The sequence below is a fragment of the Rhizobium sp. TRM96647 genome, from assembly GCF_025780115.1.
Taxonomy (GTDB): Bacteria; Pseudomonadota; Alphaproteobacteria; order Rhizobiales; family Rhizobiaceae; genus Mycoplana.
The window spans coordinates 106,561-124,420 of record NZ_JAOXHF010000005.1 but is presented as its reverse complement, the minus strand read 5'-3'; the positions used below and the strand labels follow the sequence as shown (position 1 = coordinate 124,420).

Here is a 17,860-nt window from a genome sequence, read left to right as displayed (position 1 = left end):
ATATGTCGTTTCTTTCACTCAGCCATATCCAGAAGTCCTTCGGGACGGTGCAGGTCGTGCGCGATTTCAACATGGAGATCGAGAAGGGCGAGTTCGTCTCCTTCCTCGGCCCCTCGGGCTGCGGCAAGACGACGGTGCTGCGCATGATCGCCGGCTTCGAGACCCCGAGCGGCGGCACGATCACGGTGGCCGGCAAGGACCAGGCCGGGCTGAAGCCGAACCAGCGCAACATCGGCATGGTGTTCCAGGCCTACGCCCTCTTTCCCAACATGAACGTGGCCGACAACGTCGCCTTCGGCCTCAAGGTCGCCGGCCGCCCGAAGGAGGAGATCGACGCCCGCGTCAAGGAGATGCTCGGCCTGATCAAGCTGGAGCATCTCGCCGACCGCTTCCCCTACCAGATGTCCGGCGGCCAGCAGCAGCGCGTGGCGCTCGCCCGCGCGCTCGCGCCCAAGCCGCAGGTGCTGCTGCTCGACGAGCCGCTGTCGGCGCTCGACGCCAAGATCCGCGTCTCGCTGCGCGAGGAAATCCGCATGATCCAGCAGCAGCTCGGCATCACCACCGTCTTCGTCACCCATGACCAGGAAGAGGCGCTGTCGATCTCCGACCGGATCGTGGTGATGAACGCCGGCTGCGCAGACCAGATCGGCACGCCCGCGGAGATCTACAACCGCCCCGCCACCCGCTTCGTCGCCTCCTTCGTCGGCACCCTCAACCTGATCGAGGCGAAGGTGCTCGATCCCACCGCCAACCGCGTCACGATCGGCGACCAGGGCGTGACGCTGCGCGAACCGCTGGGAACGGTGAAGGCCGGCGACACCGTCTCGCTGGCGCTGCGCCCCGAGGCGGGCTCGATCGCCGAAGGCGCCAAGGGCGATACGGCGCTTTCCGGCGAAGTGGTCAGCAGCAACTTCCTCGGCTCGGTGATCCGCACCCGCATGCGCGTCGGCCCCAGCGTCATTTCCTTCGACATGTTCAACAGCCCCGGCCTGGTGCCGCCGGCCGCCGGCGAAACGGTGACGCTGCGGTTCGTCGCCTCCGACCTGCTGGTGATCCGCGACTGATCCATCGGCCCGGGTGTCGGCCCGAGTATCGGCCCTGAGCACTGCTCCGGAAAAAATCTTTCCCTCAGCGCCTCGATTTGGCGCTTTCAGCATTTGCCCGCGCTGCTGCGTTGCAATATCGTTGTCTTGTTCTCAGGGCGGGGCGGAATTCCCCACCGGCGGTATCGGGCTTCGCGCCCGGAGCCCGCGAGCGCCTTCGCCGCCCGGTGAAGGGTCAGCAGATCCGGTGCGATGCCGGAGCCGACGGTCAATAGTCCGGAAGAAAGAGAGCAAGCAGGGTTGCCCGGCGACAGGGCCGGCAGACCTGCGTGTTCGCCCAAGGGGATCATTGAAAAATGGCTCAACCCTTGAAAGGCCAAGACTGACATGAACATCTCTGCCAACCCCTCCGCCAGGATCGCCGTCATCCGCGCCCGCTGGCACGCCGGCATCGTCGACCGCTGCGTCGACAGCTTCGTGGCCGAATGGACGGCCCTCGGCGGCCGCGCCGAAGACGTCGACGTCATCGACGTTCCCGGCGCGCTCGAGATCCCACTGCACGCCCAGCTTCTGGCCCGCACCGGCCGCTACTCGGCGATCCTCGGCGTCGCCTTCGTCGTCGACGGCGGCATCTACCGCCACGACTTCGTCGCCGGCACCGTGGTCGACGCGCTGGTGAAGGTCGGTCTCGACACCGACGTGCCGGTGCTCTCGGCCGTGCTGACGCCGCACAATTTCCAGGAGAGCGAGGCGCACATCGCCTTCTTCCGCGACCACTTCGTCGTCAAGGGCAAGGAAGCCGCCCATGCGGCCTCGCAGATCATCGCCGCGAGGACGCAGGCCGCGCTGGCGACGGCTGCCTGAATCTCCGTCTTAACGGCCGGAATCGATCCGCCAGGAAGAGACCACAACCCTTTGAAACAAAGAGGAAAGCCCGGCACCCACGCCGGGCTTTTCTTCTGACGATGATGCCATGTCGGGATGGCGGCTCGTTTCGCGGGAGATGCCCGGCGGGCCGGAATGCGCCCTACGCAAAGATCAGCATCAGCCCCGTCGCCGCCAGAACCAGCGTCCAGACGAGATCGACATTGATCCAGCCGCTGCGCAGGATGCCGAGCCCGACGAAGCGGTAGACGGCGAAGGCGGCGAGCGCGGTTGCAGCCAGCATCGCCGCGGTGTGGACGCCGACGGCAGCGAGTGCTGTCACCGCCGACCGGCCGGCATCGACCCCGGCGAGCGGACCATCAGCAAGGCAGAGCGGCATCAGAGCCGGCAGCACCATCAGCCCCGCCCCGTGCGCCGTCGCCATCAGGAACGACCAGGCGGCGAGCCCCAGAAGTCCCGTGGTCATGCCGACGCGCACGCGGCGCCGGTGCCCGTAAAGAGCGTGTGCGATCGCCCAGGCGACGAGCGCGCAGCCGGTGGCGATCCGCAGCCGGCCCTCGTCGATTGCAAGCCCGGCCGTGACCAGCGCGCCCGCCACCGCCGCCACGGAGGCCGCGTGCCCGATCGCGATCGCCGGCACCGCCCTTGCGACGGCTGCCCCGCTCTGGCGGTGCACCCCGAGTGCCACTGCGAACAGCCAGCCCATCGCCGGATTGAGGCCATGAAAGGCGCCCAGTCCCGCAAGCATCAGCCATGGCCACAACGCGTTCATGCCCGCCTCGCCTCCAAGGGACACGTCCTCACGGATAGCAGTAGGAATCCGACGAGCAATCGCCGCCCTGCAGGCGCACCTGGTGCGGCCGGTGCGATTTCGGCCATTCGACGAAGAATTTCTCGTCGAAGGCGATGCCACCGTCCGGCCTGGCGTCCAGCTTGACCATCCAGCCGTCGATGCCGTTCGGATAGAACTGTTCGTCGATCGCGCCGTAGAGCGAATTGGTGAAATAGACGCGCTTGCCGTCGCGGCTGATCTCCACCATCTGCGGCCCGCCGTTGAGCGCGCCGTTCTTCGCCCCCGGATGGCTCGCCCGCGAGACGATGCCGCCGATGCGCACCTTGCCCGTCTGCTTCGGCCTGAACGGGTCGGAGACGTCGAACTGCAACAGGTCCCCGGTGCCCCAGCAGGAGACGTACAGGAACCGGTCGTCCATGGAGAGATCGATGTCGGTGACGAGCGGCGGCACCGCCTTGAAACCCTTCAGCATCGGCGGCAGAAGGTCGGGATCGGCCGACTCGGCCGGAATGTCGATCACCTTCGTCACCGCCCATTTGTCGCCGTCGCGGTGCCAGACCCAGATGGAGGAGGAAAGATCGTCCAGGCACAGCACCGTATTGACGAACCCATAGGCCCTGGTCGGATCATGGGCGGGCCGAAGCTCGAAGACGAGCTGGTACTTGTCGCCGAAATCGATCGTCTGCAGGTGCTTGCGCTTGTGCAGGTCCCAGAAATGCAGCCGCCTTCCGTATTTCGCCCCCAGCAGGATCTCCGGCACCAGCCCGTTCTCGAAGGTATCGGGCGTTCCCCATTCGCTGGTCACCAGCGTATCGTGGCCGAGGTGCCACCAGACGTCGTAGGAGAGCTGCTGCGGTCCGCGGTCCATCTCCCAGCGGCCGCGCACCTCGAAGGTCTCGTGATCCATCAGGAACACCCCGCCCGGTGCCTTGCCTTCCGCATTGCCGAGGGCCGCGACATAGATGCCCTCCGGTCCGCAATGAACGGTGTGCGGGCGCGTATAGCCGGCCCGCTCGGCCACCGCGGCAGGCTCGACCACCTTCGCCATCGAGGGACGGCGGGGGTCCGGCTTCGTGTCGACGATATGGATGCGCGACGATTTCAGCCCGGGCACCACCAGATAGCGCCGCTCGGCATGCGGATGCGGCGCATTCGGGCAGAGGCAGGACGAGCAGGCGTTCCAGCCGAAATGATGCAGTTCGTCGCCGACGTTCGGCATCGCCAGCGAATGGACGATCTGCCCGTAGCTGGGCGATTTCGGATCGACGTCGACGACGGCGAGCGCGTCCGGCACCGTCCGCGTGGGATCGAAGGCCGCGACATAGGCGAGCGTCTCCGGCTCTGCCTTCATCGCCATGCGCGGCGACGGATAGAAGCTCGGATCGGGTTTCCAGGTTCCAAGATGCGTTGCCATGTGAAGTGCTCCTGCGTTGCTGGACGACTTCAGATGTCTGTGCTTGCGGGCCGGCGACAGTCTCGCTGCCGGCGGAGGGGCGCGGATCGGTCCTGCGACGGGAACGGCGGGACGCCGTTCAGCGGGCGGCACACGGGCCGGCCGCCTTTCTTCCCCACCACGCAATTCTGTCAGATATCGCCCGGTCTGTGCAGCCCCATTCTGCCGGCGCCGCCGGCGATTGCAGGCATGTCCCGGACGAGTTCCTCGCGCCGCTACTTCGCCTCCGGCACGACCAGCACGCCCACCGTCGCCTTGCCGTCGGTGAAATAGCGGTCGCCGCCGCCGTTGCGGCCGTCCTGCGTCGGGCCGATGCCGTCGATCTCGTAGGTGGACGACAATTGTCCGGCAGTCTGCAGGTCGCCGATGACGAGGTTGCGCTCGGCGTCGATGTCGGGGCCGATATGATGGGTGATCTGGCCGGTGTCGTGGCTCAAGCCCACGCCGCGGTCGAAGCTGGCGGACCCCAGCCACAGCGGTCGTCCGTCCTCGCCCGTCTTTTCCGTCTGCCAGAAGCGCACATGGTTGCGCTGGTCGGCGCTGTGGCCGACCGGCCTTTCGAAGGCGAGGTCCTGCTTGCGGCCCTCGAACAGGAGCGGGCTCACCGGGGCGTCCAGATCCGGCCGGTCGAGCACGACGGAAAGGCCGATATCGACGGAGGACCGCAGCGTGATCCTGTCGGCCGGATCCCAATGGGCGGCAGCGAAGCCGCGGATCACCTCCTCCTTGGTCCCGACGAGGCCGACATTGATCGGATCGCCCGGAATATCGTCGTCGGTGACCGTGACCATGCTGCTGAGACTGCCGATCTTATCAGAGTCCCGGAAGATCCAGATCTCCGGCAGCACGAAATAGGCGACGAACAGGTAGAGCCCGACCAGCACCGTGATGCTGCCGACTGCCAGATGCGATTTCCTGCGGATCATCCTTCCCGTCCCCCTTTCCCACGCCGCGCACCGGAAGGGGCGGCAGCCGCCGTGTGCCCTGAGGGCATGAGGCCGCGGTGGAGACTAGCACAGCACCGGCGGCATGGCAGCGGGGGCAACAAGGGAGATCGGCTTCCGCTCGAAGAGCCCGGCTTCAGTCATCCACCACGTCGTACCCTTTGATAAGAATCGAACTTGACGTTCATCGTCAGGTTGTTTTTTCCCAAATCTCTCCTAGATCCCTGCGCGGCGACATTTCCCGAGGGGGCCTACGATGGCGAAATGGCATGCGAATGTTGCACTGGTCACATCCGCATTGGCGGCGGCCGCACTCCTTCAAAGCCCGGCCCATGCCCAGGATACGAAAGCCCCGCCGCTCGTCGAGCAGATCGGCAATGGAAAATGGCTTCCAAGGGAGGAGGCTGAATCTTTGCGCGACGAGCTTTTCTACCAGAATGCAATCCAGTCCTACATCCTGACGATCCCCATTCTGAACACCATCGGCATGCGTGACGGATCGGAGTCGATGTTCGGGAGCGGCTACAACGTTCTTCCGATCTGGAAGGACCGGATGGACAGCCGCACCTGGGTGCCCACGCCGAACGCCGATGTGATCTATTCGATGAGCTATCTGGACCTCAAGAAGGATGGTCCGCTCGTTGTCGCCGCTCCGCCGAACGTCATCGGCATGTTCACCGATTTCCAGCAACGCACGATCACCGACGTTGGTGCCGTCGGTCCGGATCGCGCTCGCGGCGGCCTCTATCTGCTCCTGCCCCCCGACTATGATGGCGAGGTCCCCGGCGGCTACTTCGCGTTCAGATCGGCAACCAACAATGTCTTCCTGTTCTTTCGCACCATCATGACGCAAGGCGAGAACGGACCTGATCCGGCACCCGCGGTCGCCAACGCCGAGCAGACGCGCGTCTATCCGCTCTGGACGCCGGAAAAGGATGTGAAGCCGATGGACTTCCCGAACGCCAGCGGCAAGCGCGTCAACATGATGTACCCGACCGACAGCACCTATTGGACCAGGCTTAAGGCCTATGTGGACTACGAGCCCGTCGCTGCGATCGATCCGGTGACGCGCGGGATGCTCGCTGCCGTGGGCATCGTCAAGAACCAACCATTCGAGCCGACGGAAAAGCAGCAAGAGCTTCTGCAAAAGGCGGTCACCACCGCGCCAAGGATGATCATGGCAGCGCGCCAGCTCGGCCGCCCCGACAAGCGCAACCTCTACTACAAGGACCGCCAATACGAAAACACGTGGGCAGGCGGGACCGCGGAGTGGAACCAGGGAACCTATCTGGACATCCTGCAGCGGGCCTCGTTCTTCCAGATCGCGTATTCATCGGCACCAGCCATGGTCATGCACACGATCGGCGCCGGTTCCAAATACCCCTTCACGGTCCGGGACCGCGATGGCGATTTTCTGGACGGCTCGAATCGCTACAAGCTGCACCTGCCCCCGAACCCGCCGGCCTCGCTCTTTTGGGCCGTGACCGCCTACAACATAACCGACGGGACGATGCCCGAGACGGAGCAGTTGCTGCCGTCGATCAATGGCTTCAACAAGGTGACGACGAATGATGACGGCTCCATCGATCTTTATTTCGGCCCGAGCCTGCCGGACAACGTGGACAGATCGAACTTCATCCAGACCGTTCCGGATCGCAATTTTCTGGCGACCGTGCGCCTCTACGGCACAGGTGCAGCGTTTTATGACCAGACATGGAAGCCGGACGATCTGGTGAAAATGCCGTAACGATCCCGACGCTCCGGTTGTCGTAGCCTCGAGGGTCGCCGACTTACTGCCGACCTTCACCCCACGGGAACGTGCCCGATCCCTTTCGCCGCAATCTCGTCGAGGGACTCCTCGTACCCCGCGTCAGCATAGCGGATCACGCCCAGCGCCGTATCGTTGGTCAGCGCATGCTCCAGCCGCTCGGCCGCCGCGTCCGTGCCGTCGGCGACGACGGTGACGCCGCAACTCGTCATGTAGCCGGCATAGCCGCCGCCGCCGGAATGGACGACGACGAGATCGGCCATCGACGACGACAGCAGCATGGCGTCGAGCAGCGGCCAGTCGGCGATCGCGTCCGAGCCGTCCTTCATCCGCTCGGTCATGATGTTGGGATGGGCCATGGCGCCGGCGTCGAGGTGGTCGCGGGAGAAGGCAACCGGCCCTTTCAGTTCACCGTCTTCCACCAGCCGGTTAACCGCCAGCGCCAGCGCGGTGCGCTCGCCATGGCCGAGCCAGGCGATCCGCGCCGGCAGGCCCTCGAAGGGGATGTTGTCGCGCGCCAGCCGGATCCAGTTGGTGACGATGCGGTTGCCGGGGAACATCGACAACAGCAGGTCGTCGATGCGGGCGATGTCGCTCTCCTCGCCCGACAGCGCCATCCAGCGAAACGGGCCGATCGCGCGGGCAAACAGTGGCCGCAGATAGGCTTCGGTGAAGATCGGGATGTCGAAGGCGTTCGATACCCCGCCCTCGCGCGCCTGGGTGCGGATCAGGTTGCCATTGTCGAACACCTCCGCACCCTTCCGCTGGAAGTCCAGCATGGCGCCGACATGCTCGACGATCGAGGCGCGGCTGGCCGCCATCAGTTGCCCCTGCCCGTCCTCGCGCAGCGATCGCACCTGATCGATGCTCATCCCCTTCGGCACGTAGCCGTAGACGAGGTCGTGCGCCGAGGTCTGGTCGGTGACGATATCAGGCACGATGCCGCGCCGCGCAATCTCCGGATAGACCTCCGCCGCATTGCCGACCAGCCCGATCGAGGTGGCGCGCTTCTCCTTCACCGCCGCATCGATCATCGCGAGCGCCGTATCGAGATCGGGCGCCACATGCTCCAGGTAGCCGACCGCCTTGCGCTTCTCCGCACGCTGCGGGTCGATGTCGACGCAGAGGATCGCAGCGCCCGCCATCCGACCGGCGAGCGGCTGCGCCCCGCCCATGCCGCCGAGGCCGGCGGTCAGGATGAAGCGGCCGGCGAGCGAACCGTCGAAGCGCTTCTCGGCGATGCGCATGAAGATCTCGTAGGTGCCCTGGATCACGCCCTGGCTGCCGATATACTGCCAGGCGCCGGCCGTCAGCCCGCCCCAGCAGATCAGCCCCTTGCGCTGCAGTTCATAAAACACCTCCGCCTTCGCCCACTGGCCGACGATGTTGCAGTTGGCCATGATGACGAGCGGCGCCCTGGCATGAGTCCTGAGCAGCCCCACCGGCTTGCCCGACTGGATCAGCAGCGTCTGGTCCTCCTCCATCTCGCACAAGGTTTTCACGATCGCCCGGTGCGCCGCCCAGTTACGCGCCGCCTTGCCGAGCGCCGCATAGACCACGAGGTTGTCCGGGTCCTCGCCGACCGAGAGCACGTTTTCCAGAAGCCGCAGCAACGCCTCCTGCCGCCAGCCCTTCGCGCGCAGCACCGGGCCGCCGGGGATGGGAAAGTTCGGATGGCGGGGATTGGGCTTCGGCATGATGGATCTCCGGTTCCTTCGTCTCGGATTGGCAGGGAGCGAACGCCTCGCTCCCTCTTCTCCCCTCGGGGAGAAGGTGGCCCGAAGGGCCGGATGAGGGGGGCTTCGCAGTCCCCCCTCAATCGTCTCGCCGCGGAGACGCGCCCCATCCCCCTCATCTGCCCTGACGGGCATCTTCTCCCCGAGGGGAGAAGAGGGAAGGCCGCACCGCCCACCTCCCCCTCAAGCGGAGGGCACAGGCCCCAGCGCATACCGTGCCAGCTCGATCCCCATCGCCTTCTCCACGGGTGGATAGACCGTCGGGTCCAGCACGCTCGACGCCAGCGGAATGACCGTCTTCGGCACGTGCAGCACGAACACCCGCATCCCGACCTCGAGCTGGCCGACGCTCAAGGGTTCGCCCTCCGGCGAGAGCGTGGTGATCACGTCCGGGAAGGTCGCAAGCCGCACGCCGCCGGCGGTCTCCACCGCCATGTACTCGTTCATCACATGCAGGATGACGGCATTGTCTCCCCGGCCGAGCGTCACCGTGCCGATGTCGAAGGCTTCCTTTGTGTAGGTAACCGACCTCTCCGTGATCGTCCCCTCCGACAGGATCGCCCCGCCGGTGGTGGTGACGATCGCATCGATCACCGCTGTCCCGCCGCGCGCCTCGGCCGCCAGGATCGCCTCGCCAAGCTTCAGCGCCAGCGAGATGCCGCCGAGGGCGGCGTTGGCGCGCACATAGGAGGCCCGGAGCGGATTGCGGCACGAGGCGATGAAGCCGCCGGACTGGTCGGCGGCGGTGCGTAGGACCGGCGAGACCTTGGCCGTTGCGCCGCGCACGACGAGCTCGATATAGCGGTTCTCCTCGCGGTTTCCGCCGGCCGCCGTCTGGATGACAGGTTCGGGCGAGCCGGCCATGCCGATCGATCCCATGTCGCCGGTCGGGTGCGCCCTGATGTCACCGACGGCGTCCAGCACCTTGGTGCCGAGGATCGCCGACGGCAACCAGCCGTTCAGCGTCGACGACTTTCCGTTCTGGCCGACCATCAGCGCCGCCACCCTCTCGCCCAGTGCGTCCTGCAGCAGTTCGACCGCCCTGACGTAGTCGACGCCGCGCATCTCCCACGGCGTCGTCGAGGCCGGCGCGCCGATCGCGGCAGCGGTTGCCACCCAGTCGTCATCCGAGAGCTCGTCGATGCCGATCAACTCCGGCTTGCCGATCGACACGGCGGCATGGCCGAGCATGCGGCCGTGATCGGCCCATCCGCCGCCGCCGGCAGCATAGACAGAGCCGCCGCGCACCGCCGCCTCGACGTCTTTCTCCTTTAAAATCCGCCCCATCAGCCGCTCTCCTGATTCACATTGCGAGGTTCCTGGCCTGACGGATCATGATCCCGAAGGTCGCGGTCCAGTTGCATCACGGCGTGAAGAAGCACCGCCGCACCCATCGCGATGTCGTCGTTCTCCGCCCATTCCTCCGGCGCGTGGCTGCGCCCGTCGCGGCAGGGAACGAAGATCATCGCCGAGCGCGTCGCCCGCGCCATCCAGGCGGTGTCGTGGCCCGCGCCGGACACCATGCGGCGGTTGCTGGCGCCTGCGGTGATGCAGGCCGCATCCAGCACGCCCACCAGCATCCGGTCGGCCGGCGTCGGCGGGTTGTCGGAGATGCGGCGCGGGGCGGCGATGGTCGTCTTCGTCTCGCGGGCGATCTCTCCGGCCAACTGGTCGAGCGAATTGGCGAAGAGTTCCATCATCGCCCGCTCCTCGGCCCGCGCATCGATCAGAAGCCTCGCCCGCGAGGGAACGACATTGGCAGCATTCGGCTCGACCGAGAATTCGCCGACGGTGGCGGTGAAGTGGAACCGGCCGCCGGCGAGCGACTTCGCCAGCGCCTCCACCCCCGTCACCAGCCGTGCCGCGGCGGCGAGCGCATCGACGCGGCCGCCCATCGGCGTCGTCCCCGCATGGTCCGCCCGCCCGTCCACCACGATCTCGATGCGCGTGATGCCGGCAATTGCGGTGACGACGCCGATGTCGAACTTCTCTTCCTCAAGCACCCGCCCCTGCTCGATGTGAAGCTCCATGAAGGCCCGGATGTCGCTGCGTCCGCCGGCTGCAAGCTGCGCGGGGTCGCCGCCTGCCTGCCGGATGCCTTCGGCCAGCGTCAGTTCGCCGCTCTGGCGCGATAGCCACTCCTCCGGCAGCACGCCCGCCATGCCGCGGCTGCCGATGCAGGAGACGCCGAAGATCGATACTTCCTCGGCAAGGAAATCGACGATCTCCAGGTCGTGGTCGAGTTCGACGCCGCGATCGGCAAGCGACCGCGCCACCTCCAGCGCCGCCGCCACGCCGGCGATGCCGTCGAAGCGCCCGCCGTCGGGAACGGTGTCGGAATGCGAGCCGAGCATGATCGTGCCGAGCCCGGGAACCTTGCCCGGCCGCCGGCCGATCAGGTTGCCGCCGGCGTCGATGCGGGTCTCCAGCCCCGCCGCCTCGAAGCGCTCGCGCAGGAAACCGCGGCCGGCCGGATAGAGCGGCGAGAACGCCCGCCGCGTATAGGGCCGGCCCGGTTCGGTGATCGCCGCAAGCCCCTCGATCACGGCGGCGATCCGGGCCGGATCGACCGGCAGGTTGATACCCGGCGCGCTCATTGTCCTGCCCCCCGTGTCACGCGTGTCGGCAGCGGCCGCACGAAGGCGCCGGTGCCCGGCTCGGCCAGCACCCGCCGGCCGTCGAAGGCGAGCTTCCCGCTCAGGAATGTGCCGGCCACCCGCCAGGGCAGCCGGATGCCGTTATAGGGCGACCAGCCGACGACGTTGTTGCCGCTTTCGGCGGCGTCATAGGTCCAGGGCTCGGGCGTCAGCACGGCGATATCGGCATCCCTGCCCGGCTCCAGCGCTCCCTTCACATGGTCGAGGCGGAAATGCCGCGCCGGGTTCAGGCTCATCAGTTCCGCCGCCCGCGTCAGCGGGATGCCGCGCTCGAGCGCGCCCTTGACGAACAGCGGCACCATCACCTCCAGCCCCGGCACGCCCGACGCGTTCGCAAGCATGTCGGGATTGGTCTTGCGGTCTTCCGACCAGCTGACGTGATCGGTGGAGACCAGCGTGACGTTGCCGTCCGCCACATGCCGCCACAGTTTCTCCACCTCGGCACGCGGACGGATCGGCGGGTTGATCTTCGCCTTGCCGCCGAGCCGGCGCACGTCGTTTTCCTCGTCCAGCGTGAGATAGTGGATACAGCACTCGATCGTGGCGCGATGGCCCTGCGCGCGGTAGCTGGCCGCGATCTCGTAGCCGCGGCCGAGCGAGCAGTGGACGACATGGGCCGGGCAGCCAGTCGCAGCGCCGGTCTCGTAGACCTGGTTCGTGGCGAGAAGCTCCGTCAGCGGCGGCCGCGACAGGCCGTGGGCGCGCCAGTCGGTGATGCCGAGCGCCCGCACCTTGTCAATCGCTGCCCGCACCGCCTCGTCGTCCTCGTTGTGGACGCCGGCCGAAAGCCCAGTCGGCGCGATCGCGCGGAAGCAGTCTTCGAGCAGGGCCGCCGGGATGCGCGGAAAGCGCTTCGGATCGGTGCCGAAGGTGGAGAACTTGAAGGCGGCGACGCCCGCCTCGACCATTTCGGCGATGCGCGCCGGCCCCTCCTCCGGGTCGATCGTTCCGTAGAGCGCGAAATCGACCCGCGCCTGCTTTTCCGCATGCGCCACCTTGCGGCCGACGGCCTCGGCCGAGCAGACGAGGTCGCCCTCGTCATAGGGCATGTCGACGATCGTGGTGACGCCACCGGCGGCGGCCGAGCGCGTCGACCAGACAAAATCCTCCTGGTCCTTCTGCGACAGCGAATGCACCTGCGCGTCGATCGCGCCGGGCAGGATCAGGACCCCTTTCAGGTCGTGGCGCTCGCGGGCGGCCGGCATCGCCCCCTGCCCGACATGGACGACCTTGCCGTCGCGAACGGCCACATGGCCGCCCTCGACGATGCGGTCGGGCAGGACCACCGTTCCTTTTACCACCAGATCGAATTCGGCCATCGGCGTCCCCTCTCCTCACGCCAGCGCAAAGAACGCGTCGAAATCGTCCATCGGCGCCGCCGCCGCGAAGGAGGCCAGCGCATCAGGACAGGCAAGGTCGCGATCCAGCGCCTCGATCTCGGCGGAAAGCAGGCGGTCCTTGCGATAGAATTCCGTCACCGTCCGCACCCGCGCGTAGGCGACCGCGGCGACGCCCTCCGGACTGTCGCCGGCAAGGTCGATCGCCTGCGCCGACAACATGCCCTCCAGTGCCGCGAGCTGGCGCAGGTCGCGCACCTGGCTCTCCATCCGCTCCACGATCAGCGGCAGGAACGTCGCCTCCTCCTCCAGCCCGCCGGCGACGACGATCGACTGGGCGGAGATCGGCAGCGCCAGCGACTGGATGCGCATGTAGAGCTCGACTGCGAGCTTGACCAGCGGGCCGAAGCCGGTCGCAGCCTCCCCGGGGGCGACGAGGTTGACCGGCAGGTTGCGGCGCACGCCGTTGGCGAGCAGCACGCAGCGGTTCAGCACGTTGCGGGCGAGATGGGCGAATCCGGTCTGCGCCGCCTCGACATAGAGCGCCGTCGACAGCGGCAGCGAGCCGCCGGACGCCATCACGTACTCGTCGATCACCACCGGGTTGTCGTCGGTCTGGGCGGTCGCCTCGACGATGCGCTCGGCGGCGTTCATCAGCGTATCGAGGCAGGCGCCGAACACCTGCGCCGTCATGCGCAGGCTGAGCGGATCGTGGATGGCCGACGGCTTCGGCCAGGCGCAGGAGGCGGCCTGCGCCGAAAACCAGCGTCCGGCCAGCGCCTCGCCATGGCCGGAAAGCCTTGCGGCCACCCGCCAGGGATCGGACGAGGCGCCGAGCGCCAGCGAGGAGAGCAGCCCCGTCACCATCAGGTTGCGGATCGCCTTTGCCGCCTCGCGGGTGACGTCGGCGGCCGCCGCATGGGCGATCGCGTTGACGCTGAGCGCCGCCAGCGCATCGCGCGGCTGCATGCGGAACGGCTGCAGCCCGGCGCGGGAAAGGGCGACCGCCGCCGGCAGCCGTTCGCCCTGGAAGTAGGCCTCGCCCTCGCCCGTCAGCACGGACGCCACCTGCCCCATCAGGCCGATATCGGCGCAGCCCATAGAGCCGTGCCGGCGCACGACGGGGACGACGTCGCGTTCGAGCAGCGCCAAAAAGGCGTCGACCAGTTCCGGGCTGCAGCCGGAATAGCCTGACAGCGCCGTGTTGATGCGGATCGCCATCGCCTTGCGCACGATCGGCAGCGAGAACGGCTCACCGGTGCCGAAATGATGCGCCCGGACGAGGTTGTGGTTGAACTCCATCAGGTCGTCGACCGTCCAGAGCTTGTCCTTCATCGAGCCGACGCCGGTGTTGGAACCGTAGACCGGCAGCCCCGAGGCGAGACGGTCGGCAATCACCTTGCGCGCCGCACCGATGCGCCCCATGCCCATCTCGCAGGCCTTCGGCCGGGTCGCTGCGTGGCCGATGGCCTCCAGCGCGGCAAAGCCCAGCGGTTCTCCCGTCAGATAGAAGGTCTCGGCGTTTGCAAGCATTGTCGTTCCCCTGTGCGGACAACTCTATGCAAGGTGGAAAAATCGGATATATCCCAATATTCGTACGGTAGATGCCATCATCCGAACAATCATGGCCGGCATCGGGAGCGCGCGGATGGACCTTGCCACACTCTGCCTTGTCGAGGCGACGCTGCGAACCGGCAGCGTGCGCGCGGCCGCAAGGCTGGAAGGCCGGCCCGCCTCCAGCGCCAGCGCCGCGCTGCGGCGGCTGGAGGCGGCGATCTCCATGCCGCTCGTGCGCCGGGAGGGCGCGATGCTGGTACCGACGCTCGATGCGCAGGCGCGCATGGAGCGGCTGGCGGAAATCGCAGCGGCGGCGAAGGAACTGCTTCTCATTGGCCGGGAAGACAACGCCCGCCCGGCCGTCCCCTTGCCGCAAACCCCGCCCCGGCCGGTCCGGCCGATGCCGCAGATCCCGCTGGAGACCCTCGCCCGCTTCAGCGCGACGGTCGGCGCCGGCAGCATCCGCAGGGCCGCGCGCATGCTCGGGCTCGGACAGCCGCAACTGACCCGGCAACTCGCCCGGCTGGAACGGGAGATCGGTGTCCCCCTGCTCGTCCGCTCGCGCGGCGGCGTCGCCTGCACGGACGCGGGCGTCGCGGTCCTTGCGCTCGCCGAGCGCATCGAAAACATCTGGGCGAACCTGTCGCAGGCCTCCGACGAACGCTTCCGCAAGAGCGCGCGGACGTGGCGGCTCGGCTCGGTCATTCCCTTCGGCCACGAGAGCGACATTGCCCGCATGCTGGCCACCCTCGCGGCCGGCTGGCAAGGAAAGCACCCCCGCCAGCCGCTCTTCATCGCCTCGACCACGGCTGACGAGTTGATCTCCGGCCTGCAGGCCCGCCGGTTCGACCTCGCCCTTCTCGACGTCGATCGTTTTCCGGCCGAATTCGACGGCGCCCTCGTCAGCCGTTCGCCGCTGGCGCTCGCCGTTTCGAGGTCGGCGGTGAAGGATGGCGAAGAGGTTGCGGACCTGCTGCGCAGGCTGCCGGTCGCCGTCCCGAGCGCCAGGAGCGGCCTGCGCCAGATGACCGACCTCTATCTCGCAAGCATGCTGTCTGCCGCCGAGCGGGCGAGGCTGACGCTGGTGGAGGTCGATTCCATCCCCGTCATCGTCAATCTGGTGCGCGAGCACGGCTATCTGTCGATCCTGCCCGAGCAGTCCGTCTCCCGCCTTGCCGACCCGCCGGCGCTGATCCGCCTCGACGCCCGCTTCCGGCAGACCCTGAACCTCGTCTGGCCCCGGAACGCGCTGTCGCGCCAGACGGCGCAGGCGGTGATGGAGATTCTTTCCGCGGTCGATGGTCACCCGGCCGCACCGCCGCCCGGCAAGGGCACGCCGGACAGGCATGCCGCCCCGCGCGGGTGACGCGCGGGGCGCAGTCTCCCAGGTCAGGCGACCGAGACGGCCGGCCGCGGCTTCACTCCGAGGAGAATGCCGATGGCGGCCGCGGCCAGCACCAGCCCGCTTGCGGTGAACACGCCCGTGGCCCCGCTGGCATCGAAGATCACCCCGCCGACGGCGGCGCCCATGGCGATGGCGAACTGGATGGCGGCGACGAGCAGGCCGCCGGCGCTTTCCGCCTCGTCGGGCACGGTGCGCGCCAGCCAGGCCGACCAGGCGACCGGGACCGCGCCGAACAGCAGGCCCCAGAGCCTGATCACCGCGGCGTCGAGAAGCAGCGACGGCGCGCTCGCCGTCAGGACGAAGGCGATCGCGGCCATCAGCAGCGGCATCAGCGTCAAGGTCAGCCGCAGGCTGCGGCCGATCAGCAGGCCGGCGACGAGGGTTCCGACGAAGTTGGCAAGCCCGAAGCCGAGCAGGATCGACGAGACGGTCGCGATGCCTGCGCCGACATCGGCTTCAAGGAACGGGCGCAGATAGGTGAAGAAGGCGAAATGACCGCCGAAGACCAGGGTGGCGGCCAGGATTCCGAGCCCGACGCTCGGCCGGACGAGAACCCTGAGCGACGCCTTGAGGCTCGTGGCGCCCGCAGGCGCCAGCCGCGGCAGGGTCAGGAACTGCATTGCGAGTGCTGCTGCGCCGAGACCAGCCGCCAGCACGAAGACCGTCCGCCAGCCCGCAAGCGCGCCGAGATAGCTGCCGACCGGTGCCGCCACGATCGTCGCCGCCGACACGCCGCTGAAGATCATCGACAGCGCCCGCGGCACCGATGCCGGCGGGACGAGCCGCATGGTCACCGCCGTCGCCATCGCCCAGAAGCCGCCGAGCGCAACCCCGAGCAGCACTCTGCCGACAAGGAGCGTCGCCATGCCCGGCGCAAACGCCACCATCAGGTTCGAGACGATCAGGAGCAGCGAGAAGAACAGCAGCAGGTGGCGCCGGTCCGTCCGGCGCGCCAGCGAGGTGATCAGCAGGCTCGCGACCATGCCGACCACGGCGGTCGCCGTCACTGCCTGCCCCGCCGCCCCCTCGGTGATGGCCAGTTCGGCGGCGATCGGCGTCAGAAGGCTCGCCGGCAGGAATTCCGCCGTCACGAGCCCGAAGACGCCGAGCGCCATGGAGAACACGGCGCCCCAGGCGGGCCGGTCGACGGCATCGCCGGTTTCGGAGGAATGGAAGGTGGGGTTCATGGGTTTGCCCTTGATTGGAGAATGATGCACTGCACAAACCCTAGGCTGGACCCTTCGGACGATCTATGGCACAAACACCGCAATGCTTGATCGTAAGTCCGAAAACACCAGCCCTGCTTCGCGCAGCGCTGTCCATCCCGACCTCGTCAGCGAGTTGCTGATGGGCATGCGGCTCGTCGGCCTCGACTATCGCCGCATTGAGGTGACGCCGCCCTTCGGCCTGGCTTTCGGGGAAGTCGAGGGCCGCGCCCAGTTTCATTTCGTCGCCTGCGGCCCGGTCCACCTGCGCACGCCGGCCGGCACCCTCCACACGATGAACACCGGCGATGCGGTGCTCCTGCCGCGCGGCGGCAGCCATGCCCTTGTCTCGCGCCCCGACAGCCAGTGCCAGGACGTCCGCGCGCTTTCGGCAGCACCCATTTGTGCCTCCGTCAGCGCCATCAGCGCCTGCAAGGGCGGATCGGAATGCACCGACGAGCGCGCAATCGTCTTCAGCGGCTGCATGGAATTCGACCTCGGCGGCCTTCACCCGCTGGTCTCCCTGATGCCGGAGGTGATGCTGGTCGGCACGCTGGTCGAGCGCTACCCGGAGATCCTGCCGATGCTGGAGGCGATGGAGCGCGAGGCGAAGGGCGCCCGCGCCGGCTTTGCCGGCATTCTGGCGCGGCTCGCCGACGTCGTGGCCGCCTTCATCGTCAGGGCCTGGGTAGAGTGCGGATGCGGCGATGCCACCGGCTGGGTCGCAGCCCTCCGCGACCCGCGCCTCGGGCGCGTCATCGTCGCGCTCCACAACGCGCCGGGGCGCGAATGGACCGTGGCCGAACTGGCCGACATCATGGGCGCCTCGCGCTCGGTCTTTGCCGAACGGTTCCTGGAGGTCACCGGTGTGACGCCCGTGCGCTACCTGACGGAACTGCGCATGCGGCTGGCGACGCAATGGCTGTCGAAGGAGCGGCTGCCGATAGAGGCTGTGGCGCTGAGGCTCGGATACGGCTCGCAGGCCGCCTTCAGCCGCGCCTTCAAGCGCATCACCGGCCATCCGCCGGGAAGCCATGCACGCCCGCAATAGCGGTCATGCCCTGAACTCGAAGCCGA

At 67.7% G+C, this 17,860-nt stretch carries 14 protein-coding genes and 1 riboswitch; of the genes, 5 read left to right on the top strand and 9 right to left on the bottom strand.

Annotated elements, in window-relative coordinates; all coding sequences use genetic code 11:
• The first annotated feature begins 2 nt into the window (after nucleotides 1–2).
• The gene (locus OCK02_RS11160) at nucleotides 3–1,064 is read left to right on the top strand and encodes an ABC transporter ATP-binding protein (RefSeq protein ID WP_263813127.1); all 1,062 of its coding nucleotides are present in this window, start codon (nucleotides 3–5) and stop codon (nucleotides 1,062–1,064) included.
• 124 nt (nucleotides 1,065–1,188) lie between these two features.
• Nucleotides 1,189–1,339, top strand: a riboswitch (FMN riboswitch).
• A gap of 91 nt (nucleotides 1,340–1,430) precedes the next feature.
• On the top strand, nucleotides 1,431–1,907 hold the full coding sequence (locus OCK02_RS11155) for a 6,7-dimethyl-8-ribityllumazine synthase (RefSeq protein ID WP_263813126.1): 477 nt from the start codon (nucleotides 1,431–1,433) through the stop codon (nucleotides 1,905–1,907).
• A 163-nt stretch (nucleotides 1,908–2,070) separates the two neighbouring features.
• Here OCK02_RS11155 and OCK02_RS11150 read toward each other — a convergent pair whose 3' ends face one another.
• The 3 genes from OCK02_RS11150 to OCK02_RS11140 form a co-directional block, all read right to left on the bottom strand.
• Nucleotides 2,071–2,700: a hypothetical protein gene (locus OCK02_RS11150; protein WP_263813125.1), complete on the bottom strand. Its 630-nt coding sequence runs from the start codon at nucleotides 2,698–2,700 to the stop codon at nucleotides 2,071–2,073.
• 28 nt (nucleotides 2,701–2,728) lie between these two features.
• Nucleotides 2,729–4,135, bottom strand: a complete 1,407-nt coding sequence (locus OCK02_RS11145; RefSeq protein WP_263813124.1) for a selenium-binding family protein — start codon at nucleotides 4,133–4,135, stop codon at nucleotides 2,729–2,731.
• A gap of 254 nt (nucleotides 4,136–4,389) precedes the next feature.
• On the bottom strand, nucleotides 4,390–5,100 hold the full coding sequence (locus tag OCK02_RS11140; protein WP_263813123.1) for an LssY C-terminal domain-containing protein: 711 nt from the start codon (nucleotides 5,098–5,100) through the stop codon (nucleotides 4,390–4,392).
• Nucleotides 5,101–5,374: 274 nt separating this feature from the next.
• Between OCK02_RS11140 and OCK02_RS11135 the strand changes: the two genes are divergently transcribed.
• Complete coding sequence (locus tag OCK02_RS11135; RefSeq protein ID WP_263813122.1) at nucleotides 5,375–6,865, top strand: DUF1254 domain-containing protein; 1,491 nt, start codon at nucleotides 5,375–5,377, stop codon at nucleotides 6,863–6,865.
• Between the two features lie 56 nt (nucleotides 6,866–6,921).
• On the opposite strand, the gene OCK02_RS11130 is transcribed toward OCK02_RS11135, so the two are convergent.
• The 5 genes from OCK02_RS11130 to OCK02_RS11110 form a co-directional block, all read right to left on the bottom strand.
• The gene (locus tag OCK02_RS11130) at nucleotides 6,922–8,583 is read right to left on the bottom strand and encodes a urocanate hydratase (RefSeq protein WP_263813121.1); all 1,662 of its coding nucleotides are present in this window, start codon (nucleotides 8,581–8,583) and stop codon (nucleotides 6,922–6,924) included.
• Nucleotides 8,584–8,805: 222 nt separating this feature from the next.
• Entirely contained in the window at nucleotides 8,806–9,909 is a 1,104-nt protein-coding gene (locus OCK02_RS11125; protein WP_263813120.1) for a DUF917 domain-containing protein, read from the bottom strand.
• Nucleotides 9,909–11,219: a Zn-dependent hydrolase gene (locus OCK02_RS11120; RefSeq protein WP_263813119.1), complete on the bottom strand. Its 1,311-nt coding sequence runs from the start codon at nucleotides 11,217–11,219 to the stop codon at nucleotides 9,909–9,911. Before OCK02_RS11120 ends, OCK02_RS11125 begins: the two co-directional genes overlap by 1 nt.
• Nucleotides 11,216–12,598, bottom strand: a complete 1,383-nt coding sequence (locus OCK02_RS11115) for a dihydroorotase (RefSeq protein WP_263813118.1) — start codon at nucleotides 12,596–12,598, stop codon at nucleotides 11,216–11,218. Before OCK02_RS11115 ends, OCK02_RS11120 begins: the two co-directional genes overlap by 4 nt.
• 15 nt (nucleotides 12,599–12,613) lie before the next feature.
• Nucleotides 12,614–14,149: an aromatic amino acid lyase gene (locus OCK02_RS11110; RefSeq protein ID WP_263813117.1), complete on the bottom strand. Its 1,536-nt coding sequence runs from the start codon at nucleotides 14,147–14,149 to the stop codon at nucleotides 12,614–12,616.
• 115 nt (nucleotides 14,150–14,264) lie between these two features.
• On the opposite strand from OCK02_RS11110, the gene OCK02_RS11105 reads away from it, so the two are divergent.
• Nucleotides 14,265–15,539, top strand: a complete 1,275-nt coding sequence (locus OCK02_RS11105) for a LysR family transcriptional regulator (protein WP_263813116.1) — start codon at nucleotides 14,265–14,267, stop codon at nucleotides 15,537–15,539.
• Between the two features lie 23 nt (nucleotides 15,540–15,562).
• On the opposite strand, the gene OCK02_RS11100 is transcribed toward OCK02_RS11105, so the two are convergent.
• Nucleotides 15,563–16,765, bottom strand: coding sequence for an MFS transporter (locus tag OCK02_RS11100; RefSeq protein WP_263813114.1), 1,203 nt, complete (start codon nucleotides 16,763–16,765; stop codon nucleotides 15,563–15,565).
• A gap of 82 nt (nucleotides 16,766–16,847) precedes the next feature.
• Here OCK02_RS11100 and OCK02_RS11095 point away from each other — a divergent pair, with 82 nt between their 5' ends.
• Entirely contained in the window at nucleotides 16,848–17,834 is a 987-nt protein-coding gene (locus OCK02_RS11095; RefSeq protein WP_263813113.1) for an AraC family transcriptional regulator, read from the top strand.
• Nucleotides 17,835–17,860 lie beyond the last annotated feature (26 nt).

Coding starts and splice junctions, on each gene's coding strand:
- OCK02_RS11150 (WP_263813125.1), bottom strand. CDS start 2,700: ATGAACGCGTTGTGGCCATGGCTGATGCTTGCGGGACTGGGCGCCTTT.
- OCK02_RS11120 (WP_263813119.1), bottom strand. CDS start 11,219: ATGAGCGCGCCGGGTATCAACCTGCCGGTCGATCCGGCCCGGATCGCC.
- OCK02_RS11125 (WP_263813120.1), bottom strand. CDS start 9,909: ATGGGGCGGATTTTAAAGGAGAAAGACGTCGAGGCGGCGGTGCGCGGC.
- OCK02_RS11130 (WP_263813121.1), bottom strand. CDS start 8,583: ATGCCGAAGCCCAATCCCCGCCATCCGAACTTTCCCATCCCCGGCGGC.
- OCK02_RS11100 (WP_263813114.1), bottom strand. CDS start 16,765: ATGAACCCCACCTTCCATTCCTCCGAAACCGGCGATGCCGTCGACCGG.
- OCK02_RS11155 (WP_263813126.1), top strand. CDS start 1,431: ATGAACATCTCTGCCAACCCCTCCGCCAGGATCGCCGTCATCCGCGCC.
- OCK02_RS11160 (WP_263813127.1), top strand. CDS start 3: ATGTCGTTTCTTTCACTCAGCCATATCCAGAAGTCCTTCGGGACGGTG.
- OCK02_RS11110 (WP_263813117.1), bottom strand. CDS start 14,149: ATGCTTGCAAACGCCGAGACCTTCTATCTGACGGGAGAACCGCTGGGC.
- OCK02_RS11145 (WP_263813124.1), bottom strand. CDS start 4,135: ATGGCAACGCATCTTGGAACCTGGAAACCCGATCCGAGCTTCTATCCG.
- OCK02_RS11135 (WP_263813122.1), top strand. CDS start 5,375: ATGGCGAAATGGCATGCGAATGTTGCACTGGTCACATCCGCATTGGCG.
- OCK02_RS11140 (WP_263813123.1), bottom strand. CDS start 5,100: ATGATCCGCAGGAAATCGCATCTGGCAGTCGGCAGCATCACGGTGCTG.
- OCK02_RS11115 (WP_263813118.1), bottom strand. CDS start 12,598: ATGGCCGAATTCGATCTGGTGGTAAAAGGAACGGTGGTCCTGCCCGAC.
- OCK02_RS11105 (WP_263813116.1), top strand. CDS start 14,265: ATGGACCTTGCCACACTCTGCCTTGTCGAGGCGACGCTGCGAACCGGC.
- OCK02_RS11095 (WP_263813113.1), top strand. CDS start 16,848: ATGCTTGATCGTAAGTCCGAAAACACCAGCCCTGCTTCGCGCAGCGCT.